Source organism: Hydrogenophaga electricum (assembly GCF_030160815.1).
Classification (GTDB): Bacteria; Pseudomonadota; Gammaproteobacteria; order Burkholderiales; family Burkholderiaceae_C; genus Hydrogenophaga; species Hydrogenophaga electricum.
The window spans coordinates 112632-135350 of sequence record NZ_BSPB01000003.1 but is presented as its reverse complement, the minus strand read 5'-3'; the positions used below and the strand labels follow the sequence as shown (position 1 = coordinate 135350).

The 22719-nt window shown below is 68.1% G+C and carries 29 protein-coding genes; 11 read left to right on the top strand and 18 right to left on the bottom strand.

The features are described from left to right. Position 1: 1 nt before the first annotated feature. The 10 genes from pgl to QQK43_RS03225 all read right to left on the bottom strand — a co-directional run bounded on the left by pgl (position 2) and on the right by QQK43_RS03225 (position 8350). On the bottom strand, positions 2-703 hold the full coding sequence (gene pgl / locus QQK43_RS03270) for a 6-phosphogluconolactonase (protein WP_284306669.1): 702 nt from the start codon (positions 701-703) through the stop codon (positions 2-4). Positions 704-810: 107 nt separating this feature from the next. Then, entirely contained in the window at positions 811-2295 is a 1485-nt protein-coding gene (gene zwf / locus QQK43_RS03265; RefSeq protein ID WP_234263341.1) for a glucose-6-phosphate dehydrogenase, read from the bottom strand. 150 nt (positions 2296-2445) lie between these two features. After that, complete coding sequence (locus tag QQK43_RS03260; RefSeq protein WP_234263340.1) at positions 2446-3042, bottom strand: hypothetical protein; 597 nt, start codon at positions 3040-3042, stop codon at positions 2446-2448. Between the two features lie 69 nt (positions 3043-3111). Next, entirely contained in the window at positions 3112-3759 is a 648-nt protein-coding gene (locus tag QQK43_RS03255; protein WP_234263339.1) for a hypothetical protein, read from the bottom strand. Further along, positions 3756-4142 carry a GtrA family protein gene (locus tag QQK43_RS03250; protein ID WP_234263338.1) on the bottom strand — a complete coding sequence of 129 codons (387 nt, stop codon included), beginning with the start codon at positions 4140-4142 and terminating at the stop codon, positions 3756-3758. Before QQK43_RS03250 ends, QQK43_RS03255 begins: the two co-directional genes overlap by 4 nt. Continuing rightward, the gene (locus QQK43_RS03245; RefSeq protein ID WP_234263337.1) at positions 4123-5094 is read right to left on the bottom strand and encodes a glycosyltransferase; all 972 of its coding nucleotides are present in this window, start codon (positions 5092-5094) and stop codon (positions 4123-4125) included. Before QQK43_RS03245 ends, QQK43_RS03250 begins: the two co-directional genes overlap by 20 nt. Continuing rightward, the gene (locus QQK43_RS03240) at positions 5091-6047 is read right to left on the bottom strand and encodes a UDP-glucuronic acid decarboxylase family protein (RefSeq protein WP_284306668.1); all 957 of its coding nucleotides are present in this window, start codon (positions 6045-6047) and stop codon (positions 5091-5093) included. Before QQK43_RS03240 ends, QQK43_RS03245 begins: the two co-directional genes overlap by 4 nt. Continuing rightward, positions 6044-7255: a hypothetical protein gene (locus tag QQK43_RS03235; RefSeq protein WP_284306667.1), complete on the bottom strand. Its 1212-nt coding sequence runs from the start codon at positions 7253-7255 to the stop codon at positions 6044-6046. The genes QQK43_RS03240 and QQK43_RS03235 overlap by 4 nt, the downstream gene beginning before the upstream one ends. Beyond that, a complete protein-coding gene (locus tag QQK43_RS03230) occupies positions 7239-7637 on the bottom strand; it encodes a hypothetical protein (RefSeq protein WP_284306666.1) in 399 nt (132 codons plus the stop codon). The genes QQK43_RS03235 and QQK43_RS03230 overlap by 17 nt, the downstream gene beginning before the upstream one ends. A 95-nt stretch (positions 7638-7732) precedes the next feature. Then, positions 7733-8350 (bottom strand): hypothetical protein, encoded by a 618-nt coding sequence (locus QQK43_RS03225; protein ID WP_284306665.1) that lies wholly within the window; start codon positions 8348-8350, stop codon positions 7733-7735. Positions 8351-8438: 88 nt separating this feature from the next. Here QQK43_RS03225 and QQK43_RS03220 point away from each other — a divergent pair, with 88 nt between their 5' ends. Both QQK43_RS03220 and QQK43_RS03215 read left to right on the top strand, forming a co-directional pair. Beyond that, positions 8439-9029 carry a DUF2975 domain-containing protein gene (locus QQK43_RS03220; RefSeq protein ID WP_284306664.1) on the top strand — a complete coding sequence of 197 codons (591 nt, stop codon included), beginning with the start codon at positions 8439-8441 and terminating at the stop codon, positions 9027-9029. Between the two features lie 2 nt (positions 9030-9031). Beyond that, complete coding sequence (locus QQK43_RS03215; protein WP_234263331.1) at positions 9032-9268, top strand: helix-turn-helix domain-containing protein; 237 nt, start codon at positions 9032-9034, stop codon at positions 9266-9268. A gap of 31 nt (positions 9269-9299) precedes the next feature. Here the strand turns inward: QQK43_RS03215 and QQK43_RS03210 are convergent, their stop codons facing one another. After that, positions 9300-10802, bottom strand: coding sequence for a protein adenylyltransferase SelO (locus QQK43_RS03210; protein WP_284306663.1), 1503 nt, complete (start codon positions 10800-10802; stop codon positions 9300-9302). A 199-nt stretch (positions 10803-11001) separates the two neighbouring features. Between QQK43_RS03210 and QQK43_RS03205 the strand changes: the two genes are divergently transcribed. After that, the gene (locus tag QQK43_RS03205) at positions 11002-11769 is read left to right on the top strand and encodes a tRNA-uridine aminocarboxypropyltransferase (protein WP_284306662.1); all 768 of its coding nucleotides are present in this window, start codon (positions 11002-11004) and stop codon (positions 11767-11769) included. Positions 11770-11806: 37 nt separating this feature from the next. Here the strand turns inward: QQK43_RS03205 and QQK43_RS03200 are convergent, their stop codons facing one another. Both QQK43_RS03200 and QQK43_RS03195 read right to left on the bottom strand, forming a co-directional pair. Continuing rightward, on the bottom strand, positions 11807-12187 hold the full coding sequence (locus tag QQK43_RS03200; protein WP_284306661.1) for a DOPA 4,5-dioxygenase family protein: 381 nt from the start codon (positions 12185-12187) through the stop codon (positions 11807-11809). A 46-nt stretch (positions 12188-12233) separates the two neighbouring features. Beyond that, complete coding sequence (locus tag QQK43_RS03195; RefSeq protein WP_234263327.1) at positions 12234-12557, bottom strand: DUF2322 family protein; 324 nt, start codon at positions 12555-12557, stop codon at positions 12234-12236. Between the two features lie 103 nt (positions 12558-12660). On the opposite strand from QQK43_RS03195, the gene QQK43_RS03190 reads away from it, so the two are divergent. Continuing rightward, the gene (locus tag QQK43_RS03190) at positions 12661-13626 is read left to right on the top strand and encodes a M14 family metallopeptidase (protein ID WP_284306660.1); all 966 of its coding nucleotides are present in this window, start codon (positions 12661-12663) and stop codon (positions 13624-13626) included. Here the strand turns inward: QQK43_RS03190 and QQK43_RS03185 are convergent. Further along, positions 13619-14560: a hypothetical protein gene (locus QQK43_RS03185; protein ID WP_284306659.1), complete on the bottom strand. Its 942-nt coding sequence runs from the start codon at positions 14558-14560 to the stop codon at positions 13619-13621. The two genes, QQK43_RS03190 and QQK43_RS03185, sit on opposite strands and share 8 nt — an antisense overlap. Positions 14561-14738: 178 nt before the next feature. On the opposite strand from QQK43_RS03185, the gene pcp reads away from it, so the two are divergent. The 3 genes from pcp (at position 14739) to QQK43_RS03170 (ending at position 16523) form a co-directional block, all read left to right on the top strand. Then, the gene (gene pcp / locus QQK43_RS03180; RefSeq protein ID WP_284306658.1) at positions 14739-15428 is read left to right on the top strand and encodes a pyroglutamyl-peptidase I; all 690 of its coding nucleotides are present in this window, start codon (positions 14739-14741) and stop codon (positions 15426-15428) included. Between the two features lie 203 nt (positions 15429-15631). Next, a complete protein-coding gene (locus tag QQK43_RS03175; protein WP_284306657.1) occupies positions 15632-15958 on the top strand; it encodes a BON domain-containing protein in 327 nt (108 codons plus the stop codon). Between the two features lie 181 nt (positions 15959-16139). After that, positions 16140-16523 (top strand): response regulator, encoded by a 384-nt coding sequence (locus tag QQK43_RS03170; RefSeq protein ID WP_284306656.1) that lies wholly within the window; start codon positions 16140-16142, stop codon positions 16521-16523. 64 nt (positions 16524-16587) lie between these two features. Here QQK43_RS03170 and QQK43_RS03165 read toward each other — a convergent pair whose 3' ends face one another. Continuing rightward, positions 16588-17220: a response regulator gene (locus QQK43_RS03165; RefSeq protein WP_284306655.1), complete on the bottom strand. Its 633-nt coding sequence runs from the start codon at positions 17218-17220 to the stop codon at positions 16588-16590. A 45-nt stretch (positions 17221-17265) separates the two neighbouring features. Here QQK43_RS03165 and QQK43_RS03160 point away from each other — a divergent pair, with 45 nt between their 5' ends. Together QQK43_RS03160 and QQK43_RS03155 are read left to right on the top strand one after the other, a co-directional pair. Next, entirely contained in the window at positions 17266-18618 is a 1353-nt protein-coding gene (locus tag QQK43_RS03160) for a CHASE3 domain-containing protein (protein WP_284306654.1), read from the top strand. A 147-nt stretch (positions 18619-18765) separates the two neighbouring features. Beyond that, entirely contained in the window at positions 18766-19170 is a 405-nt protein-coding gene (locus QQK43_RS03155) for a hypothetical protein (protein WP_284306653.1), read from the top strand. 190 nt (positions 19171-19360) lie between these two features. On the opposite strand, the gene QQK43_RS03150 is transcribed toward QQK43_RS03155, so the two are convergent. Beyond that, positions 19361-19768 (bottom strand): phage holin family protein, encoded by a 408-nt coding sequence (locus QQK43_RS03150; protein WP_234263632.1) that lies wholly within the window; start codon positions 19766-19768, stop codon positions 19361-19363. A 348-nt stretch (positions 19769-20116) separates the two neighbouring features. Between QQK43_RS03150 and QQK43_RS03145 the strand changes: the two genes are divergently transcribed. Both QQK43_RS03145 and QQK43_RS03140 read left to right on the top strand, forming a co-directional pair. Beyond that, positions 20117-20446: a hypothetical protein gene (locus tag QQK43_RS03145; protein ID WP_234263318.1), complete on the top strand. Its 330-nt coding sequence runs from the start codon at positions 20117-20119 to the stop codon at positions 20444-20446. A gap of 40 nt (positions 20447-20486) precedes the next feature. Beyond that, the gene (locus tag QQK43_RS03140) at positions 20487-21374 is read left to right on the top strand and encodes a hypothetical protein (protein WP_284306652.1); all 888 of its coding nucleotides are present in this window, start codon (positions 20487-20489) and stop codon (positions 21372-21374) included. A gap of 31 nt (positions 21375-21405) precedes the next feature. Here the strand turns inward: QQK43_RS03140 and QQK43_RS03135 are convergent, their stop codons facing one another. Both QQK43_RS03135 and QQK43_RS03130 read right to left on the bottom strand, forming a co-directional pair. Next, positions 21406-21732 (bottom strand): hypothetical protein, encoded by a 327-nt coding sequence (locus QQK43_RS03135; protein WP_234263317.1) that lies wholly within the window; start codon positions 21730-21732, stop codon positions 21406-21408. A gap of 79 nt (positions 21733-21811) precedes the next feature. Further along, positions 21812-22702: a restriction endonuclease gene (locus QQK43_RS03130; RefSeq protein ID WP_284306731.1), complete on the bottom strand. Its 891-nt coding sequence runs from the start codon at positions 22700-22702 to the stop codon at positions 21812-21814. Positions 22703-22719: the final 17 nt, after the last annotated feature.

Genomic DNA, 22719 nt, shown 5'->3' with positions numbered 1-22719 from the left:
CTCAGCCCAGCCAGACGCTGACCGGAGTGCGGTCCTGGTTCAGCACCAGCGACACCGGCAGCGCCACGTCGGCCTGTTCGCGGGCGCGGCGGTACACCGCGTACTTGGCTTCGCCGGCCAGCGCCAGCAGCAGTTCGCGCGCACTCAGCAGGGCGTGAAGGGTGAAGGTCAGGCGCGCGTGGGGGGCGGTGTCGGACACCACCCAGGCCAACTGCTCGTCGGTGGCCATCGCGCGGGCGAAGCCGGCAGCGCCAGGAAACAGCGACGCGGTGTGCCCGTCTTCGCCCATGCCGAGCAGGGCCACGTCCAGCGGCCAGGGCAGGGGGTCGATCCGGGCGGTGGCGTCGTCGACCAGCGTGTCGAGCACGACCGCGGTCAGCTGCGGCGTGATTTCACCGAAGAACGGCAGGAACCGCGCCTGGGCGGCCGCCCCCTGCAACAGGTGGCGCTGCACCAGTCCGGTGTTGCTGTCGGCGTGGCCGTGCGGGACCACCCGTTCGTCCACCAGCACCACGGTCACGCGGGACCAGTCCAGCACCTGCCCGCGCAGGGCCTCGAACACCGGAATGGGCGATTTGCCGCCCGACACCGCCAGGCTGGCCTGCCCGCGTTCGGCGATGGCGGCCCGCAGCGCGTTGGCGATGTGCGCGGCAATGGCCGCCGATGTGGCGTTGGGGATTTCGGAGACGGCAGACGATGGCATGTCCATGGCTTTGTGTCAGAACACCGTGGAACCGGCTTTGCCGGGCCACAGGTGTGCCCCCTTGAGGGGGGATGCGGCTACGCGCAGCGAGCAAGCGACGGGGGTGGTCATGATTCTTCCACCCACGAAGACCCTTCGCGCGCCATCAGCGCCGACGAGGCGGCGGGCCCCCAACTGCCGGCGGTGTAGGGCTTGGGCTTGTCGCCCAGCTGTTCCCAGCCTTGGATGATGGGTTCGACCCAGGCCCAGGCCGCTTCCAGTTCGTCGCGCCGCATGAAGTGTGTCAGCCGGCCCTTGATGACGTCGATCAGCAGACGCTCGTAGGCTTCGGCGCGGCGTTCGGTGAAGGCCGACTGCAGGTCGAGGTTCAGGCCCACGGGCCGCAGCCGCATGCCGCTGCCCGGTTCCTTGGCCATCAGCTGCAGCTGGATGCTTTCCTCCGGTTGCAGGCGGATCTGCAGGCGGTTGACCGACTTGTGCGGCGACTCGTTGAAGATGGAGAAGGGCTGGTCGGCGAACTCGATGATGATTTCCGAGCGCCTCTCGGCCAGGCGTTTGCCGGTGCGCAGGAAGATCGGCACGTTGGCCCAACGCCAGTTGTTGATGTAGGCCTTGAGCGCGACGAAGGTTTCGGTCGTGCTTTCGGGCGGAATGTTCTCTTCCTGCAGGTAGCCGATGGCCACCTCGCCGGCAGAGGCACCGGCGGTGTACTGGCCGCGCACCGTGTCGCGGGCCACGTCGGCGGCGAGCATGGGCCGCAGCGAACGCAGCACCTTGAGCTTTTCGTCGCGCACCGCATCCGGGTCGAGCGATACCGGGGGCTCCATGGCCACGATGCACAGCAGCTGCAGAAGGTGGTTCTGCACCATGTCGCGCATGGCGCCGGTACCGTCGTAGAAGCCGGCACGGCTGCCCACACCCACGCTTTCGGCCACGGTGATCTGCACGCTCTTGATGGTGGGCGCGCGCCACAGCGGCTCGAAGATGCTGTTGCCGAAGCGCAGCACCATGAGGTTCTGCACCGTTTCCTTGCCCAGGTAGTGGTCGATGCGGAAGACCTGGTGTTCTTCGAAGTACTGGCCCACGTCGTCGTTGATCTGGCGTGCCGAGGCCAGGTCGTGTCCGAGCGGTTTTTCCAGCACCACGCGCGAGCGTTCGTCGATCAGTTCGGCCCCGTGCAGGTTGGCGCAGATGCCCACGAACAGGCTGGGCGCGGTGGCCAGGTAGTACACCCGGTCGGAGCCGGGCTGCAGATGGGCCCGCAGCTCGGGGAAGTCGCCGGGTTCGGTGGCGTCGATGCAGAGGTAGGTCAGGCGGCGCAGGAAGGTCGCCCAGGTCTGGTCGTTGTAGGCCTTGGGCTCGATGAAAGCCGGCACCTTCTCCTGGATGAAGTGGAGAAAGGCGGCCCGGTCCCAGCCCTGGCGGCCCAGGGCGTGGATGTGGGTCTGCTCGGGCAGGTTGTTGTGCAGGTGCGCCATGTACAGCGCGGGCAGCAGCTTGCGCACGGAAAGGTCGCCGACCCCGCCGAAGATCACCAGGTCCAGCGGGTTGTCGGGCAGGGTGGCAGGGGAATGGGGGGACTGGGTGCGCACGGGTTACCTCTTGGTGGCCGAGTTTAATGTAATTAAGTTACATGACGGGTACATTTTCGATCCGACCGAACGCCAGGCGGTGGCACCGGCTCCGACACGCCTGCCGCCGTGCGCCCGGTGCGGGGCCATGCAAGAGCCGTTCCCGCCCGCTCAGTGCCAGACGGTGCTGTATTCGAGCAGGGTTTCCGTGATCAGGGGACCGCTCGCGGGGGCATCGACCCGGAAGACGGCGAGGCGGCCGTGGCGTTCGCAGGGCTGGCAGAACTTTTCGGCCACCGCGTAGTGGGCGCGGTCGAAGTAGTCGTCGAAGAGCACGGTGGTGCCTGCGTCGGCGCTGATGAGCGAATGCAGGAAGCAGGCGACGCGGAAGCGCCCGTCGATCAGCACCAGATCGGGGTGCAGGCCGCGTGCGCGGGCGGTCTGCCAGGGCAGGGTCGGGTAGCGCCAGAAATCGGCCGCGTGGTCGCGGCTGAGCGGGGTTCCCCAGGGGCCTACCGGACCGAGGTCGCAATGCAGGAGAGAGCGGTCGCAGGGGCTGCCGTCGGTGGCCTGCTGCACGCGCTGCAGCCAGGCAGGGTCGGTCTCGACCGTCACGATGTGGTTCAGGCCCGGTGTCCGGCAGGCCAGGACGGTGCTGCCGCCGCTGCCGAACTCCAGGTAACAGCGGCTCTGGGCCAACGCCGTCTGGAAGCGTGCCAGCCCTTCGGGCTCCATGTGGGGCAGATGGGGGACGGGGATCTCGGTCATGCAAAAGGGGCCAGACGCCAGGAGAGAAGGCCAACGCGGGCAGTGGGGGCGCTTCGAAAGCGGTCCGGTCTATCCACCGCTCCCGGCAGCGCCGTCAGCGCGGTTCGCCGGAACCTCAGGGCGTGCCTGACAGCGGTAGTCGGTGATGGCTTCGCTGTGGCGGAAGGGGTCGGTCAGGTCGTCCGCGTACTGCCCCATCAGCAGCCGCTGGTGCGGCAGCCAGTGCGCACGGAAATAGCGGCTGAAGTGCGCGAGCCGCTCCCCTTTGGGGGTGAGCTGCACGCAGCCGTCGCGGATGTCGATGGTGCCCGAGGCCAGTTGTTCGGTCAGGCGCACGTCCACCAGGCGGTGTTCCTTCACGTATTCCTGTGTGAATACCTGGGCGAAGGCGTCCTGGCGGATGCCGCCCCCGCGCTGCTGCAGTTTTTCCAGGATGTAGAAGGAGAGCGAGCGGTCGATCACCGTGGGCACCGAGATCGCGGCGGCATAACCGGCGAGCAGCCAGATGACGAACAGCAGCCATTTCTCGAAACCACCCAGGCGCCGGAACAGACTGGTCATCAGGAACAGCGCGGTGGCCGCGGCCGCGATCACGGCGTCGCCCAGGGCGGCGTAAAACACCACGTCGACGCGGAAGAAGCGGATGTGCACCGCGTAGGTGAGCACCAGCAGCGCGACGAACAGCACCGAGGCGGCCAGCGACTGGATCAGTTTCATGTCTTGAACACCAGAAATTTGTTGCCGAGGTAGCTCAGTGTCACCTGCAGGCCGGTGGCGAGCACGAAGCCGAGGCGGTAGTCCCAGCCCTGCCAGTCGGTCCACAGCAGCAGCACCAGGCCATGCAGCAGGGCGATGGCACCGTACAGACCGGAGAAGCGCAGGAACTGGCCCGCCAGCGTGCCCTGGGCCTGCCGGAACACGAAATAGCGGTTGCCCAGGAACGAGGCGCCGATGCCGAACACCGCGCCCAGCATGTTGGCCAGGGCCGCCGACGGCAGGCCCAGCACCTTCAGGCCGATGCTGAGCACCGCATAGTGCACGGTGGTGGCGAGCACCCCGTTGGCCACGAAGCGCAGCAGTTCAGGCGCGATCAGCGTCATCGGCCGGGTGCGTGGGAATGACGGCGGCAACGAAGTCGCGGTAGCCGATGGCGGTGGTGACGGTGCCGCCCCGCACCACGCCGGTGAGCATCAGCGTCATGAGGGCCAGGGCGCCGGTCTGCAGCAGCATCAGCACCAGCAGCCCGAGCGCGACCGAGAACCAGCCCGGCGTGGAGTAGCCGGCCAGCTTGAGCAACACCGCGGCCACGATGCCGGCCAGCGCGGCCCCGGCGATCAGCCCGCAGGCGATGCCCACCCGCACCAGCACGTCTTCGGCGAACACCATCAGGCCCTTGAAACCGTGCAGCACCAGACCCACGAAATTCATCTTGGACTGCCCGGCGTAGCGCGGGCCGCGGTCGAGCGGGCAGGCCCGGGTGCGCAGGCGCGAACCCAGCACCGCACCGGCCACGTGGATCGACAGCTCCTGCATGGCCACCAGGCGCCGCGCGGCGGCGGCCTTGAGCGCCATGAAGTTGCCGAACGCGATCGGCCGGCCGGTCATCAGGCGGAAAAAGCGCTTGTAGATGGCGTAGAAGGCCTTGAAGCGCAGGGTTTCGACGCGGCGCTTGCGCTGGGCCACCACCACGTCGACCTCGGCGTCGTCCAGGCCCTGCAGCAGCGCGGGCATGGTGGCAGGCAGGTCTTCGCCGTCGGAATCCATCACGACCACGCGCTGGTGATCTTGCAGCGATTCGCAGGCATGGGCCAGGCCGATGGCGATGGCCCGCTGGTGGCCGACGTTGCGCCGCAGGCGCAGCACCGCCCCCTGCACGCCGGCCGCGCGCAGGCTGTCAATGTCCAGCGGCTGGCGCACGGAACCATCGTCCACGGCGAGCACGAACAGGCCTTGCGGGAACTGGGCGGCCAACTCCTGGAACAGCCGGGCGCTGGCCTCGCGGTCTTCGAAGACCGGCGTGACGACGATCAGGGTACGGTCGGCGGGGATCATCGGGCGAGTAGGGTGCGGAAGTAGTCGATGGTGCGCTGCAGGCCGGGCTCCAGCGCGATGCGGGGCTCCCAGCCCAGATGCTGCCGCGCCAGGCCGATGTCGGGCCGGCGCTGCTGGGGGTCGTCCGAGGGCAGGGGTTTGAACACCAGCTTCGAGGGACCGCCCACCAGGCGCAGCACGGTTTCGGCCAGTTCGCGGATCGTGAACTCGCCCGGGTTGCCGATGTTGACCGGTCCCACGAAGCCCGCGGGGGTGGCCATCATGCGCACGAAGGCCTCGATCAGGTCGTCCACGTAGCAGAAGCTGCGCGTCTGCGAACCGTCGCCGTAGAGGGTGATGTCCTCGCCGCGCAGCGCCTGCACGATGAAGTTGCTCACCACCCGGCCGTCGTTGGGGTGCATGCGCGGCCCGTAGGTGTTGAAGATGCGCACCACCTTGATGTCCACGCCGTGCTGGCGGTGGTAGTCGAAGAACAGGGTTTCGGCGCAGCGCTTGCCCTCGTCGTAGCAGGAGCGGATGCCGATGGGATTAACGTGGCCCCAGTAGCCCTCGACCTGCGGGTGCACCTCGGGGTCGCCGTAGACCTCGCTGGTGGAGGCCTGCAGGATGCGCGCCTTGGTGCGTTTGGCCAGCCCCAGCATGTTGATGGCGCCGTGCACGCTGGTCTTGGTGGTCTGCACCGGGTCGCGCTGGTAGTGGATGGGCGACGCCGGGCAGGCCAGGTTGTAGATCTCGTCGACCTCCACGTACAGCGGGAAGGTGACGTCGTGGCGCATCAGCTCGAAGTGCGGGTGCGCCAGCAGGTGGGTCACGTTGTCGCGGGCACCGCTGTAGAAGTTGTCGGCGCACAACACGTCGTGGCCGTCGGCCAGCAGTCGGTCGCACAGGTGGGAGCCCAGGAAACCGGCGCCGCCGGTGACCAGGATGCGTTTGCGGTTGGCGATGCGGTTCAAGCGGTGGGCTCCGTCAGGCGGGACAGGGAAGGGGTGGCGACGGCCGGGGCTGCGCGCCAGTGTGTGAGCGCCCAGGCCAGGAATGTCACCAGCGCCAGGTTGACCACCAGCAGCGTCCGGGACACGCTGGTGCCCAGGTGCCAGTCGAGGTTGTGCGGGGTCATGAGGTAGACGCCGAACAGCAGCGCCGCGTAGCCGAGCACCACCAGCGCGCCCCCCAGCACAGGGCGCTGCTGCCGGCCGAACCAGGCCAGCGCCAGTGCCGCCATCAGGAACGGCGCGCTGTGGCGGAGGAACTGGGCCAGGATCAGGGGGGCCGAAGTCCCGTCCCGCAGCCGCTCCAGTGCCTGCTGCAGCGGACTCCGGACGAACAGGTCGTTGCCGATCCGGGCTTGCCAGACGTGCAGTTTCCACAGCAGCAGGTAGACCAGGAAACCGGCGGCGCAGGCCGCGAGCACGCGTCGCCAGCGCGGGCCGGTGAAGGCCATCAGCGCCACCAGGCCTGCTGCGGGCAGGCCTTCGTTCTTGGTCAGCGTCAGGGCGGCGATCAGGAGCGCCAGCAGCCAAGTGAACACCGGCCGTTGGGCCGGGGGCACATCCGGCGTTTGCAAATGGGCCGCCACCGCGAGCGCGGCGCCGAAATACAGCCCGGTCAGCGCGTCGACGTAGCCATTGATCAGCAAGGGGCCGGCGAGCGCCAGCACCGCCGTGAACCACAGGCCCCAGGCCAGGGCATTCCTGAGCAGCAGCCCTATGAGCAGCAGCACCGGCGCGGTGGTGGCGAAGATGGCCAGCTTCGGAAAGATTTCGTTCCAGTGCCGTAGCCCGCGCGCGAACGAAGCGGCCATCGCCGGCACCAGCACCGGGTAGTCGTTGTGGCTCCAGGCGGCGTAGTTGTCCAGGGGCGCGGTCGCGGAGCCATCGAGGAAGATGCGTTTGGCGTGGAAGAACCAGATCGATCGCGCGTCCCAGTCGACGACGGGGTGCCCCAGCAGCAAGACCCCGAAAGCGGGCAATACCAGCAGCAAAGGCCAGAGGGTGTGGGCATGGCGGGCGGCGTAGCCCAGGGCAACCAGCCACAGCGCGGCGGGGATCAGCGGATTGAGAAACGCGCCGACGTGCCACGTCGCCAGATTGATCAGCGGGATCGCCAGGAGCAAGGCCGCCAACCAGAAACCCCCGCGCCGGATTTCAGCGCGGGCATTCATACAGCGCCACATTCTGTTGTTGATCGATCAGGCGGCAATTCGCCGGTGAATTGGTATCGGGCGCCAATAGCCAGGGGGAATGGCGGGCAATTCTGAAGGAATAAAGAAATTCGGTGGCACGCTGAAAAATCAGGGGATGTTCGACAAAAGCCTGATCAAGGCGATAGGCCGATGCCGGGTGCCGCTGAGCCAGGGCCTTCATGGCCCGGACCTCGCGGGGCACGGCGTGTTCGCCGGCATCGGGCGCCAGCGATGAGGCGAAAACATCGGCCTGCCAAGGCTGTTGCCGCACCCAATATGCCCAGTAAATGCCCATGGCCACCCAAATGATGACGACGCCGGCGATTCGGCGTCGATGGCCATGAGGAGACGGCTTCCTCATTGCGATTTCACCCTCGAATTCAATGCATCGAATGGGGGGCGAGTTTACCGTCCGATGGGGGATGGGCGGCCGCTGGCGAGCGGAAAAAAATCGGGTCAGCGCGGTGTGGGCGGGGCGGTCCGGGCTTGTGCCAGCAATTGCGCGGGGGTGCCTTCCCAGAGCATGAAAAAACCTTCGCTGCGGTGTGTCTGCACCCAGGTCTGCCAGGGGGTGTTCACCAGGGCGGGATCGGCCATGGCGGTGGCGAGGTCGTTCTGTTCGATGCCGATGCTCAGGGAGCCGCCACGATCTTCGCCGGGCGATGGCCGGGCCTGGCGGATCTGGGCCTGTACGCGGCGCAGCTCGGCCTGGGTCTCGGGTGGCAGGCTGTAGACCAGCCAGCGGCGGCCCCGTGGGGCGGGGTCGAGCCCCTGCAGCCCGCCGGTGGGAGGGCCGGCGCGCAGCGGCAGGCGAGCGTCGACCGGGTCAAAGCTGCCTGCCTTGCGGGGCGTGAGTTTGAGCAACAGCCAGGGATGGGCCTGGGGGGGCGGTGCCATGCGCACATCGAGTTGCACCGCGATGCCGAATTCGGCGGGATCTGCGTCCAGCAACTGTTTCGAGAGACGGGCCAGTCGCGGCAGCGAGCGCAGGGGGATGCCGCTGCAGCCGGCCATGAGGGCGGCTGAAGAGAGGCCCAGCAGCAGGGTACGGCGTGCGGAAGAGGTGTTTGGCATGTGGATCCTATCTTACAAGAAAATTTTTATGTAAAACAATAATATATTATTGCCTTTTAAACATTCATGATTTCTTTCAGGAGCCACCATGCCTCCCTCACTCGCTTCTTCGTCTCGAACCCCGATTGCTACCGCTTTTCGGCCGGCCCTGCGCGTGCGCCGCATCAGCCACGGGATGGTGTGGGCATGCCGGGCGTTGCTGGTGTTGCTGCCGGTCGCTTTTGCCGCTTACTGGGTGGTGGCCAGCGATGCGCAGTTGCTGGCGTTGAGCCAGCTACCGGCGCAGGTGATTCCCTCGGTGGCTTCTCTGGCACCGTGGCAGCGGCTGGTCGGGGGCGTGGTCATGGCCGTGCCACTGGGGTTGCTGCTGGTGGGGGTGTGGCACGCGCAGCGCTGCTTCGCGCGTTTTGCGCAGGGGCAGGTGTTCACGGCCGAGGCCACGGCCCGTCTGCGCCGCTTTGCCGGCTGGGTGGCCGCAGCGGCCCTGGGGGCTTTGCTGGCAGGTGTGGTGGCCTCGGTCGTGCTGACCTGGAACAACCCGCCGGGCCAGCGGCATCTGGCCATCGGCATCGGCTCTGACCACGTGTTCACGCTGTTCTTTGCCGGGCTGGTGTGGCTGATGGCCGCCGTGATCGGTGAGGGCCAGGCGCTGGCCGAAGAGAACCAGGGCTTTGTCTGAGCATGCCCATCGTCGTCCAACTGGATGTCATGCTCGCGCGGCGCAAGGTCAAGTCGCGCGAGCTGGCGGAGCATGTCGGTATTACCGAAGCCAACCTGTCGCTGCTCAAGCAGGGCAAGGTCAAGGGCGTGCGGTTCGAGACCCTGTCGAGCATCTGCGACTACCTGCAATGCCAGCCAGGCGACCTGCTGGTGTACGAGCCGTCGGAGCGTGAAGAGGCGGCCCCCGGCGCCGGCTGAGCTGTACCGTGCGGTGCCGTGGCCGCGATGTTCAGGTACCGCAGAACGTCTGGTAGCCGGCCTGCTGTTCGGGAAGGGCCGGTCGCGCGTACAAGGCGTCGGCAGCGTGCTCGCTCCAAGGATGGGTGACCGCGGCGAGCAGCCGCTCAAAGGGCTGCAGGTCCTGCGCATCGGTGGCCGCCTGGAGCGCGGCTTCGACCAGGTGGTTGCGTGGAATGTGGATCGGGTTGTGGCGGTCCATGCGGTCGGCGACGGCGTCGTCCGCCGTGCCCTGCTGCTGCAGGCGCGTGCGCCAGTGCGCCAGCCAGACCGTGAGGTCGTCGGCGCCGGCCGGGCCGAACAGCGCCTGCAGCGCACCGGGCTGGCCGCGCAGGGCGTCGGACAGCCGGCGCCAGCCGAGCGTGAAGTCGACCCGGTGGCGCTGCAGCAGGCCGAGGTAGTCGATGGCCAGGGCGTGATCGTCGCGGTCACGGTCGTCGGCGCCCGCTTCCAGCCCGAGCTTGGCGCGGTGCACCGCCAGCCAGTGCGCATCGAAGCGCGTGCCGAAGGTGTCGAGCGCTTCGGTCAGCTGCGCCACGGCGGCATCGGCGTCGCCCGGCAGCAGCGGCAGCAGGGCCTCGGCCAGGCGGGCCAGGTTCCAGTGCGCGATGCCCGGCTGGTTGCCGAAGGCGTAGCGGCCGTGGTGGTCGATGGAACTGAACACGGTGGCCGGGTCGTAGGCTTCGAGGAAGGCGCAGGGCCCGTAATCGATGGTTTCGCCCGAGACCGTGGTGTTGTCGGTGTTCATCACGCCGTGGATGAAGCCCACGCCCATCCACTGCGCCACCAGCCGCGCTTGCCGGTCGATCACCGCGAGCAGCAGTTGAAGGTCGCGGTCGCTGCGGCCGGCCAGCGCCGGGTCGTGGCGGGCGATGGTGTGGTCGGCCAGGCGGCGCAGCTTGTCGGTGTCCTGGCGCGCGGCGAAGAACTGGAAGGTGCCCACGCGGATGTGGCTGGCGGCCACGCGGGTGAGCACGGCGCCGGGCAGCGCGCGGTCGCGGCGGATGGTCTCGCCCGTGGCCACGGCCGCCAGTGTGCGGGTGGTGGGCAGGCCGAGCGCGTGCATGGCCTCGCTGATCACGTATTCGCGCAGCACGGGGCCCACGGCGGCCTTGCCGTCACCGCCGCGCGAAAACGGCGTGCGGCCCGAGCCTTTGAGCGCGATGTCGCGGCGCTGGCCCCGGCGGTCGATCACCTCGCCCAGCAGCAGGGCGCGGCCATCGCCAAGCTGGGGCGAAAAACCGCCGAACTGGTGGCCGGCGTAGGCCTGGGCCAGCGGTTGCGCGCCGTCGGGCACCTGGTTGCCGGCGAACACGGCCAAGCCTGTGTCCGAGGCCAGGGCCTGAGCGTCCAGCCCCAGCTCGTCGGCCAGCGCGTGGTTCAGCCGCAGCCAGCGTGGCGCGGGCACGGCGGCTGGTTGCCAGGGGGCGTAGAGCCCTTCCAGCTCGCGGGCGTAGCGGTTGTCGAAAGCAAAGAGCGGCGGGGTCGTGGTCACGGCGGGCAGGCAGAGCGCAGGATTCGGCGGGCCTGCCAGTGTGCCGGTTTTGCGGCAGCCCCGTCGCTGTCGCGGGCAAGTGGCGGGCTATGCCCGGGTGTGCACAGGCCTGGGCCGGGTGCGGTGTCGGGGGATGCGGAACAATGGTGGGTTTTGTGCGGCCGTGCCGGCCGCTCCCGTCCATGAATTTTTTTGTCGCATGAGCCACGCTGTCGCCCGTCTGCGCGCCGCCCGCCTGGCCGCCAGTTCCAAACCCTTCGTGGCCCGAGGTGGCGCCGGAGGGCGTTGCAGCGGCTGCCGCCTGCCACACGCCTGGTGTGTGTGCGACCTGCAGCCGCAGGCGGCAGCCCGCGCCGGGGTGTGCCTGCTCATGGGCGACATCGAAATGCTCAAGCCCAGCAACACCGGCTGGCTGATCGCCGACGTGGTGCCCGACACCTGGGCCTTCGCCTGGCAGCGCACCCAGGCCGACCCCGCGCTGCTGGCCCTGCTGGCCGATCCGCAGTGGCAGCCCTACGTGGTGTTTCCCGGCGAGTTTGTCGAACCGGCGCGGGTGGTCGCTTCCGTGCCGGTTCAGGCGCCCGGAGGCCGTCGTCCGCTGTTCGTTCTGCTCGACGGCACCTGGTCGGAAGCGCGCAAGATGTTCCGCAAGAGCCCCTATCTCGATGGTTTGCCGGTGCTCAGCCTGCAGCCGGGCCAGCTCTCGCGCTACCGGCTGCGGCGCTCGGCGCGGGAAGACCATTTCTGCACCGCCGAAGTGGCGGCCCTGTGCCTGGAACTGGCGGGCGATGAGCCCGCCGCCGAACGGCTCGACGCCTGGTTCGACGTCTTCAGCCACCACTACCTGAGCGCACGGCGCAATCTCCGTCTGGCTCGCGATACCCCGGTGCACGCGCGGCTGGCTGCGCTCACCGGGAGGGCGCCACTGGTGGAGGGCGACGCGGGCGGTTCTGAACCCACGGCCTGATGCGCGGGACTGGAGCGAACCCAGGGACGGGCGCTGCTCAGAGGTCGTAGTCGACCGAGGTCTCGGGCAGCACGCTCAGGTCCAGCGGACGCACGGCACCCATCCACAGCGCGCGGTCGCGGTGATCGATCAGGTCCTGCCCGGTCACCGGGTGGATGAACACCACCAGCCCGCGGCGGTTGAGCGCCAGCCAGGGAATCACCTCGCCGAACAGCGCGGCCTTGAACGCGAGCTGGCAGCTCCAGTCCGGGTGCGGGCCCACCGGCTTTTCATGCACCCGCCCCATCTTCAGCGGGAAACGCGCCGCAGCCGCTTCGCACAGCGCCCGGGCCTGGGCAAGCGTCTCGGCGTTGAAATAGACGTGGGCGTGGTAGCCGTGGATGGTGGGCAGGGTGTCCGGGGTGGAGGGCGTGCTCATGGCTGCATGTTCCCACAGGCCCACCCGCTGTGCCAGCGACGGGTTTTCATCCAGCGCGGGGGCGCAGGCGCACGCCGTGGGTCAACGCCCCTTGCGACCAGACGCGCAGGCGGTCGATGTTGGGGTGCTTGCCTGGGTGCGCCAGCGCGTCGGCGGTGTGCTCGGCGTACCACTGCAGGCCCCGTGCCGCGGCCTCGGGCGTGATGGCACCGCCGTGCTGGGCCGCCAGCGCGTGGTACACCGCCAGCGATCCGGCCTGGCCGGGCTTGTTCTCGATGGTGGCGACCACCGTGCCCTCGGGGCTGAGCAGGTCGAGTGCCGCCAGGTGGTCGACGGCGGGCAGGGACTGGAGGCGTTCGGCAAAATTCATGCGCCGATTGTCGCCCGCAGAGGGCGGCAGCCACCACACTGCGGGCGCGCGGATCGCCCCGCCCGGGTGGCTGCGCCTGGGCGGTGGGGCTACAGTGCCACCCATGCCCACACCCTTTGCCGACCCCATTGGCACCCCGGGCCAGCCCTGGGGGCCGGCCGAGATCGCCCGCTGGCGTGCGCGCCAGGTGCGCCAGCGCAGCCATGCCGACGATGTGCTCGCGCCGCTGGCGCGGCTGCCTGCGCCGTTCGACGCGTTCCGCTACGGTGAGCTGGTGGTGGGCGACGACCGGTACCCGCTGATGGCCGTGCGCGTCGGCACCTGGCAACCCGGTTTGCCGGGCGTGCTGGTCACTGGTGGCGTGCACGGCTACGAAACCAGCGGGGTGCGCGGCGCGCTGCATGTCCTCGACCAGCATGCCGAGGCCTGGGCCGGCCGCGTCAACCTGCTGGTGGTGCCCTGCGTCAGCCCCTGGGGCTACGAACGCATCCAGCGCTGGAATGCCGACGCGGTGGACCCCAACCGCGCCTTCCGCGAACCCAGCCCGGCGCCGGAAGCGGCCGCGCTGATGCGGCTGGTGGCACCGTGGCGTGGGCAGTTCAGCGCCCACATCGACCTGCACGAAACCACCGACACCGACGAGAGCGAATTCCGCCCGGCCCTGGCCGCCCGCGATGGCCAGCCCTTTGTGCCTGGCAGCATTCCCGACGGGTTCTACCTGGTGGACGATGCCGCGAACCCGCAGCCTGCCTTTCAGCAGGCGATCATCGAGGCGGTGGCACAGGTGACGCACATCGCCCCTGCGGACGCACGCGGCGAGATCATCGGCTCACCGGCGGTGGCGCCCGGCGTCATCCGCTACCCGTTCACGGCCCTGGGGCTGTGCGCGGGCCTGACCGGCGCCCGCTACACCACCACCACCGAGGTCTACCCCGACAGCCCCCGCACCACGCCGGAACAATGCGTGGCCGCGCAGGCGGCGGCGGTGCAGGCGGTGCTGGGCTTTGTGGTCGCGGATCGTCTGCGCCAGCCGGGCGAGGCCGCTGGCGCAGCCCAGGCGCCTACTTAGCGGCGGTGGTGGCCGCCGGGGGCGGTGTCGTGGCCGGGGTTGTTTCCGCCACAGGCAGCGGGTAGAAGGGCTGCAGCAGCACCGCAGCGCCAACGCGGGCCTGTTCCTCGGTGCCCACCGGTCGCTCGAAATCCACCAGGCCCCGTGCCACCGCGCTGGACTGCTTCTTCCAGAGCACTTCACGCCGGGTCAGGTCGATCAGCGCCACCATGTTGCCGACGGCGTCTTCGTTGGTGCTCCAGGAGGCAAAGGCGCCGCCCGTGAGGCCAAGGGTCAGGGTGGAGGTCAGGGCCACCATGCTGATGCTGCGGCCCATGGACACGTCTTGCTCCTGGATGTCCACGACCCACAGGTACGGGGCGCCGAACTGCCGGACCAGCGCGCTCGCCTCTTCCGGGGTGATGTCCAGCGCCATCGCCTTGACCTCGGTGTCGGCAGCAACATCGCGCGTGGGGGCCAGCGCGCGCAGCTTTTTCAGCAGTCCCAGCGTGGTGGTTTCCTGATCGGCCGGTAGGGCGGTCCCCGTGTTTTTGAGCGGGTAGCTGGTGATGGGCTTCTGTTCACCGCCCGGCTTGTCAACCTGGGTGAGGGTCTGCAGGTAGTCCGGCTCCAGGACGGAGCAGACGAACGGGGTATGGGTCGAGACCACCTTCACCCCCTTTTCGGTCAACGTCTTCGAGACGGCCTGGACCAGGCGGGTGGCGCCGGCTTCGCTCAAGGCGGGGTAGACGTGGCTGGTGCCCACTTCCAGGCGGTACAGACAGGTTTCGACCAGCAGGGCCGCCCCGGCCTGGGCCACCTGTTGCTGGGTCTGGTCGTAGTGGTTCCGTGCTTGGGGTGTCAGTGTGGGCGCCGCAGCGCACCCGGCAAGCACCATCCACACGCTGGCAGCACCGGCTGCCATGGCCAGCCGGCCGGCATCTTTCATCATCATGTTCATCACTCCCTGGGTTTCAAGACTGCGCCAACGGGTTGTACAACCCTGCGCCCTGCAAGGGTAATCGGCCGAGGAGCCAGCGGGCGATGGAGCCGGTCGGTTTGGTGAAAAAGTTGACGAGATGCGTGTGAGATGGAGCCGGAGGGTTTGCTTGAGGCTGCGCTACAGTGCCCCGATGCCTGCTCGCGAACCTTCGCCCATGCTTGCGCTGTCGCCGCGACAGCCGCAGGTTCTGCTCACCGGCTTCGCCCCCTTCGCTGGCGCCTCCATCAACCCGAGCTGGCAGGCGGTGCTCGCTTTGCACGGTCGGCAGGTGGCCGGGCACCGGATCGTCGCGGCGCAGTTGCCCACGGTGTTTGGCGAGGCTTTGCAGGTGCTTGAAGGATTGCTGCAGCGCCACCAGCCGGCGCTGGTGATTGCTGTGGGTCAGGCTGGCGGCCGAGCCGCGCTGTCGCTGGAGCGTGTGGCCATCAACGTGGACGATGCGCCCATTGCCGACAACGCGGGCACCCGGCCGGTGGACCGGCCCGTGGTGCCGGGGGCGCCAGCGGCCTACTTCAGCGGGCTGCCGATCAAGACCATGCTGACCGCGCTGCAACAGGCGGGGCTGCCGGCCGAGGTGTCGCAGACGGCCGGCACCTTTGTCTGCAACCACGTGTTCTTCGGGCTCATGCACGCGCTGGCCAGCACGCCGGCGCTGCGCCACACCCGGGGTGGGTTCATTCACGTGCCCTGGTTGCCGGAACAGGGCGCGCCCCACATGGCGCTGGACGACATGGTGCGTGGCCTGCGCATCGCGGTGCGGTGTGCGCTCACGGTCCCGGACGGTGCGCCGCCCGGGCTGGCCGCTGGCGCCACGCACTGATGCCCCGCATTGATGCCCCGTTCTGTGCGAATGCTGCGGGGCCATTCGCCCCGGGGTTGAAAGGTTTCTGAAGCCGGCCGTGTCAGCGCTGTCTGACACGGCGTTGCGCTGCTGGCCGATACGCCGCACGGGCCGGGTTTTCTACAGTGAAGTCACTGCCGCTGAGGCAGACCTTCAACGAACCGAAAGCCCAGGAGAACACCATGAAAACGCTGCAACCTTCCCGCCTCGTCATGGCCGCCACCCTCGCCGTGGCCGCTGTGGTCACCACCGCCGGCTGCGCGGTCGCCCGCGATCAGCAGACCGTGGGGGCCTACATCGACGACGCCACGCTCACCACCCGCGTGAAAGCCAAGTTCGCCGAAGACCCGACGGTGAGCGCTTTGGCCATCAAGGTCGAAACGCTCAACGGCGTGGTGCAGCTGGCTGGTTTTGCCAAGAGCGGCAGCGAACGCGCCCGCGCCGAAGATGTGGCCCGCACGATCCACGGGGTCAAGGATGTCAAGAACGACATCATTCTGCAGAACTGAGGCCGCGCACCGCCGCCGGCCTGGGCTCCGCCCGGCGCTGCATGCGCCCGGTGGGGCCGGGCCGGTGCATCGCGCTGTCAGACACGTCCTACAGGCGCTGCCGGCTTCCGCACCTAGAATGGGCGCGCTCCCGAGTCCACCGGTTGCCCAGGCGATGTCGGTGGGCGATCCGAGCCCAGCGATGCCGAAACTCAAAACCTTTCTTGTCGAGGACAGCCCGGTGATCCGCGCCAACCTCGTTGCTGCCCTGGAAGACCTGGCGCCGGTCGAGGTGGTGGGCCACGCGGAATCGGCGGCAGAGGCCCAGGAGCGGCTTGAAGCGCTGGTGACCGAAGGGCGGTGCGATCTGGTGATCGTCGACATCTTCCTGCGCGGCGGCTCCGGGCTCGACGTGCTGCGCCATGTGTCCCGGCGCGACTGGCCGATCCGGCCCGTGGTGCTGACCAACTACGCCACACCCGACATCCGTGCCGAGTGCCTGGCGCTGGGCGCCGATCAGGTGTTCGACAAGTCGCGCGACATCGACGCGCTGGTCGACTACTGCAACGACATGGCCACCGACTGAGCCGGTGGTGGTGACCCAGCACTTGCCGATGGCCGCGCGACCGCTGCGGCCACCGCCGCCCCGGTCACTGGATCAGGCCGTTCTTGAGCGCGTAGTAGGTCAGGTCGCTGTTGGAGCCGAGCGCCAGCTTTTCCAGCACGCGCGACCGGTAGGTGCTTACCGTCTTGACGCTGAGGAACATCTGTTCGGCGATGTGGCCGACGGTTTCGCCCTTGGCCAGGCGCAGGAACACCTGCAATTCGCGCTCGCTCAGGCTTTCGTGCGGCAGCTTCTCGGCGTTGCCCAGCACCCCGTCGGCCAGCAGCTCGGCCACCTGAGGCGTGATGTAGCGCCGCCCGCGGGCCACGGTGCGGATGGCGGTGACGATCTCCGACGGATCGCACTCCTTGTTGAGGTAGCCGCTGGCGCCCTGGCGCAGCAGCGTGGTGGCGTAGTGCGTCTCGGGGAAACCGCTGAGGATGAGCACCGGCAGATCGGGGCAGCGCACGCGGATGGCGGCCAGCGCGTCCACGCCGCTCTGGTCGGGCATGGACAGGTCCATCACCAGCACGTCGACGTCGCCGCTGCGGGCGATCTCGAGCGCGTCCTTGCCGTTGGCGCCTTCGGCGGCCACGCGCAAATCCACGTGCTCGGCGATGAACTGGCTCAGGCCGGTGCGAACGATGGTGTGGTCGTCAACGATGCCGATGCGGATCATGGGGTGCGGGTGCGTGAACGGATCGATTCAGTATAAGGTGGGTGCATGGCGTTGAATCTGGAGCGTTTGACCAAGTGGGTGTCGGGCCGTTTCATCGGCCCGGTGGCCGTCTCGCTGGCCGTGATGGTGCTGGTGATCAGTGAAGCGGGCTTCTACCGCCTCCAGGACATCAGCGACAACCGCGAGGCCAGTATCGGCACCCAGATGGTGGTGGGCGGCCTGCGCCGCACCCTGCTGTCCATGGAGAGCGCCAGCCGCGGCTACATGCTCACCGGCCGGCCCGACTACCTCAAGCCCTACCACGAGCAGGAGCGGTCGCTGTTGCAGATGCTGGGCAACGCCGAGCACCTGGCCGCCGAGGTGCCCGAGCAGCGCGACACGCTGCTGCAACTGGTGGAACTGGCCCGCCGCAAACATTCGGAAATGCAGACCGTGCTGCAGCGCTTCGACGCGGGCGACCGCGACGGTGCGATCGAACTCACGCTCACCGACCTCGGGCGCGAGATGATGGCCCAGCTCAACGACCTGACCGACCAGATCATCCGGCAGGAAGCGGCCCGCTCGGTCGCCTACAACCACAGCCGCAGCTCCGTGCTGCTGTGGAGCCGCGCCGGCATCTGGCTGCTGGTGCTGCTGTGCATCGGGGGTGCGGTGGCGCTCATGCACCTGAGCCGCCACCGCGAACGTGAGCGCCGCGTCTACATGCTGCAACTGCACGCCGAACGCGACCGGTTGGACGAAGAGGTCAGCCGCCGCACCGAAGAAACCATCGAGCTGGCGCGCCACATGGAGCGCGTGCGCGAAGACGAGCGCGCCCGCCTGGCGCGCGAACTGCACGACGAACTGGGGGGGCTGCTCACCGCGGCCAAGCTCGATCTGGCGCGCATCCGCAAGCGCATCCAGGACGAGACCGGCACCAAGCAGCAACTCGTCGAACACCTGCGCGAATCGCTCGACGCCGGCATCGCGCTCAAGCGGCGCATCATCGAGGACCTGCGCCCTTCGTCGCTGTCGAACCTGGGGCTCAAACGCACGCTGCAGATCCAGTGCGCCGAGTTTGCGCAGCGTGCCGAAGTGGCCGTCGACGTCCAGCTTGACGATGTGGTGCTGTCTCCCGAACGTTCGCTCGCCGTGTACCGCCTGGTGCAGGAGGCGCTCACCAACGTGGCCAAGTACGCGCAAGCCCGCCAGGTGCGCGTGGTGCTGCAGCGCGAAGGCGAGCAGGTGACGGTGACGGTGGAAGACGACGGCCAGGGGTTCGACCCTTCGACCGTGGCCGGGCGGGGCGGGCACGGCCTGCAGGGCATGCGCTTTCGCATCCGCGCCAGCGGCGGCGACGTGGGCATCCGCTCCGCGCCCGGGCGCGGCACCACCGTGCACGCCGTGCTGCCCCTCTGACGCGCACGCTGCCTGCCACGGCGCTGCGCCTGTAGGGGCCGTCCTACATGCGGTGGCGGCGCTGTCGGATGCCGCCGCGCCGGGGGGCTGCCTACCATGAACCCATGTCAGGCCAGGGCCTCGCGGCCCGCTTCAGAGGAGCATCCCATGACCCCCAGACTCGCCCCCCTCATTGCCGCCCTGGTGGTGGCCGCGCCGATGGCTTCCGCACTGGCCGCCGGCGACCGGGCCGGTATCGATGCACGCTACCAGCGCGAACGGCAGGCCTGCGCCAGCGTGGCCGACCCCGACAGCCGCCACGCCTGCCTGCGCGACGCCGGCGCCGCCCGCCAGGAAGCCTTGCGCGGCACCCTGGCCGGCCGGGAAGGCGACGCTGCCCAGTGGCAACGCAACGCGCTGCTGCGCTGCACCGTGCACAAGGATGTGATCGACCGCGCCCTGTGCGAGCGCATGGCCCAGGGTGAAGGGCAGGCCAGTGGCAGCGTCGAAGGGGGCGGCGTGATCCGCGAGATCGAAGTCGAAATCGACCCCGACCCCACAAACCCGCGCTGAGCGGCCTGCGCCGCCCCGCATTCCTTCAACCCCTTTTCACCCCGAGGAGACTTCCATGACCTGGACACTGTTGGCAATGTCCCTCATCGCCCTCATGGCCGCAGGCTTTGCCGCCTGGCTGTTCGGTGTGCTGACCGACCTGTTCGACTGGATGGAATGAGGCGCGCCCGCAGGTTGCGCCGCCGTTCCCTCACAACCAGAGCTGCCCTGGCGCGGGGTCGGTCTGGATGGTGAATTCGGGCGTGCCGCCCAGCACGAAAGCGCCCAGCACCAGACTCAGCAAAGCCATGAAGATGCTGGCCCAGAACGCGGTCCAGAAACCGTCGAGGTGAAAACCGTTCACCAGCTTGGCCACCAGCATCAGCACCAGCGCGTTGATCACCAGCAGGAACAGCCCGAAGGTGATCAGCGTGAGCGGCAGCGTGAGCAGCACCAGCAGCGGCCGCACCACCGCATTGGCCAGCCCCAGCAGCAGGGCCGCCACCACCAGCGCACCCGTGCTGCCGAAACGCAGCCCCTTGAACACATGGCTGGCCACCCACAGCGCGAAAGCGGTGATGGCCCAGTGGAGCAGGAAGGGAGTCAGGTTGGCGAGCATGGTGCGACAGGTGAACGGTGGAAAGCATGTTCGCCAGCACTTGGCGAACGGAACAAAGTGAATCTACCCTTGAAACTGCCACGCCGCTGCGGATACGGCCAGCGGCTGGCTATACTCCGCCAAAAAATGCCCGGGGGAGGGTCAAGAAGGCACGACCCGCGAGCATTTGCCGGGCCGTTGACTCGCCATCATGGCCTCCCTCGTCCTGCCGCAGGATTGCATCAAGGAGGTTCCATGACACCGTATCTTTCTTCCCAGGTTCGCCGACGTTGGCTCGGTGGCCTTTCCTTTTGCCTGCTCCTGCTCACCGGGACGGCCTGTTCCGGAACCCCCAACGCCAAGGACGCCATGAATACCAACACCACGTCCTCTCTCGTCCAGGCCTGGCATATCCAGCTCCGCCCAGCCGGTGACGCACAGGTGCGGCTGAGTTTCCGCCCGTTGGTGTCCAGTGCGAAGAAGTACGTGGGCGCGGACTACCGCAGCGATGGCAAAACCCTCTGGGTCACGATCAAGAGCTGTCTGGTGAACGCGCATTGCACCGCCATGAGCCCGGCGCAGCCGGTGCCAGGCTCGCCCGACCGCTTTACCTACGGCGTGGTACTGCCCTACCAAGGCGAGACCGTGATGATCCAGGGGCAGGGTGATGTGCTGGAAGTGGTACCGCTTTCGCGCTGAACGTCGTTGTTGATAGCCGTTTCGAGGGGAGGTCGGAACCATGTCAGAAGACGTCATCCTGGGCGTTCATAGCAACGTTCGCAAAGGGCAGATGGATCCCGAAACTGGTGATCCCTATGGCTTTGACGCTGGGCATGCCTGGATCTCTGTCACCCGCGATGGCAAAACCACCCGCTACGGTCTCTGGCCCGATGCACATCCCAACGTGGAAGACAACGGAGACGGCAGCGATATCCGGACCGGGATGGAGGATAGCGATACGCCGGCCGCGAGCCGCTACTACCGGCTAACCCTGGAGCAGGTGGCCAAACTCGACAGCCTGCTCAAGGCCAACGAAACCTGGGGTTACACCCACAACTGTTCTTCTTGGGCGCGCGATACGGTGGAATCGGTGACGGGTTTGCGTCTGAACGCAGACGATCCCGGCGCGCTCTGGACCGAGACGCCACGCCAACTGGGCGAGAGCATCCACCAGTTGGAACAGAAGTCGCGCACCAGCCCGGAAAGCCCGGCCGCACCTGCACCGGCGAAGCGCAGCAGCACGCTGGGTGACAGGGCCGATCTTTCCGATATATCCAGGCAGCTTCTGCAGGATGGCGAGCAACATGTGCGACAGGTCGCCGAGCGGCATCGGCTGCCCTGGGACCAGGGTATGGATAACACCGTGGCTGCGATAGCGCACCGAGCTCGCGAAGCTGGCCTCACCGGCATCACCCACTTTCAGGCAGGCGACGGCAGCATCCGCTTCGCGCAGGTCCACGGTTACGTGCTCAGAGAACAGGTGATGGACGCACGCGCCGCCGCCAACACACCGGCGCAAACCTCCGAAGCCGCGTTGGCCATGGTTGATGCGCGATCCACTGCTGCGCGCACGGCCACTGAGCCAAGCGCAGCGGCCGTGGGTATGCCGATGATGCAAAGGGTGTGAAACCGCGGCCCGCCGGCGCCGTGCCGCGCCCTCACGCCTGCCACACCCCGAACCCGGCCGAGCGCAGATCGATGCCGATCTCGATTTCGCGCTGCTGCGCCGCCTCATAGCTCATCGGGTTGAAGCCCTCGTACAGGTCGGGCAGCAGCCGCAGGCCGTACTTCATGGCGTAGGCGTTGGCCTGGATGCCCGCCTTGTGCTTGTCAAAGCGCACATCCGGGTCGAGCCCCGTCATGCCCACGTACACACACGGCTTGCCCTCGACATAACCCGGATTGCACTGGCGGAACCTGCGTTCCTGCAGCACGTCCGGGTGCAGCTCGATGACGTAAACGTGGTGGTGGGGGCGGCGGGGCATGGGCGCTGGTGCTGGTGCTGGTGCTGGTGCTGGTGCTGGTGCTGGTGCTGGTGCTGGTGCTGGTGCTGGTGCTGGGGCGTCAGGGGGCCGCAGAGCGCATCGGCAGCGTCGCTCTGCAGCGCGGGAAATTCATACAACCCCAGAATGCCGCGCCGCCGTTCTTCGGCGTGCGTTCCACCATCTTCACGCCGCAGCTCGCGCAGGTCGGGCGCCGGTAGTCACCTTCCGTGGCCACCGCCAGCAGTGCGGCCTGCTGCTCGGGTGTGCGGCTGAGGATCATGCGCAGCAGGCTGCTGCCGTCCTGTACGTTGATGCCGTTGGCCTTGGCGAAAGCGAGGGCGTCGCTCGTGAAGGTGGACGAGGTGGCATAGGTGCCGCGCTGAAGACCGTGTGACGCCATCACCCCCAGGAATTCGCGCATCTCGCGCACGCCCACCGGCTTGCCCTGCCAGTGTTTGCACTGCACCACCGCCACCGGCCCCTGGGCGTTCCTGGAATGCAGCCAGATGTCCACCCCGCCGTCGGCGCCGTGCGACTGGCTGCGGGTTTCGAAACCCGCCTGTACAAACAGGGCTTCGACCAGCGCCTCGAAGCGGCGCCACTCGATCACCTCAAAGACCTTCGAACTCCACGGGGCCGCCTTGGCCATTTCGTTCAAAGTGGGGGCCTGACCATGACCCGGGCCTTCGTTGATCGGCCTGGAGGTGTCTTGAGCGGAACGCGCCCAGGCCGAGTCATCAGCGTCGGGCTTTTTCACCACCGAAGGGTTTTTTGCGTTCTGCGTGGCGACGTTCTTGGGCGGCGAATCCTGGCCAGCCATTCGTTTCAGAACGAAGTGAACACCCAAAAGGCCGAGGCCGATGGTCAGCGGAAACCAGAGGAAGGCGCGCAAGGACTTTCCGATCGGTGCCAGCAAAGAGTCGCCACCGCTCAGCGTCGCGCCCGCCAGCCAGAACGACCCCGCCACCACCAGCAACAGCAGCCCCT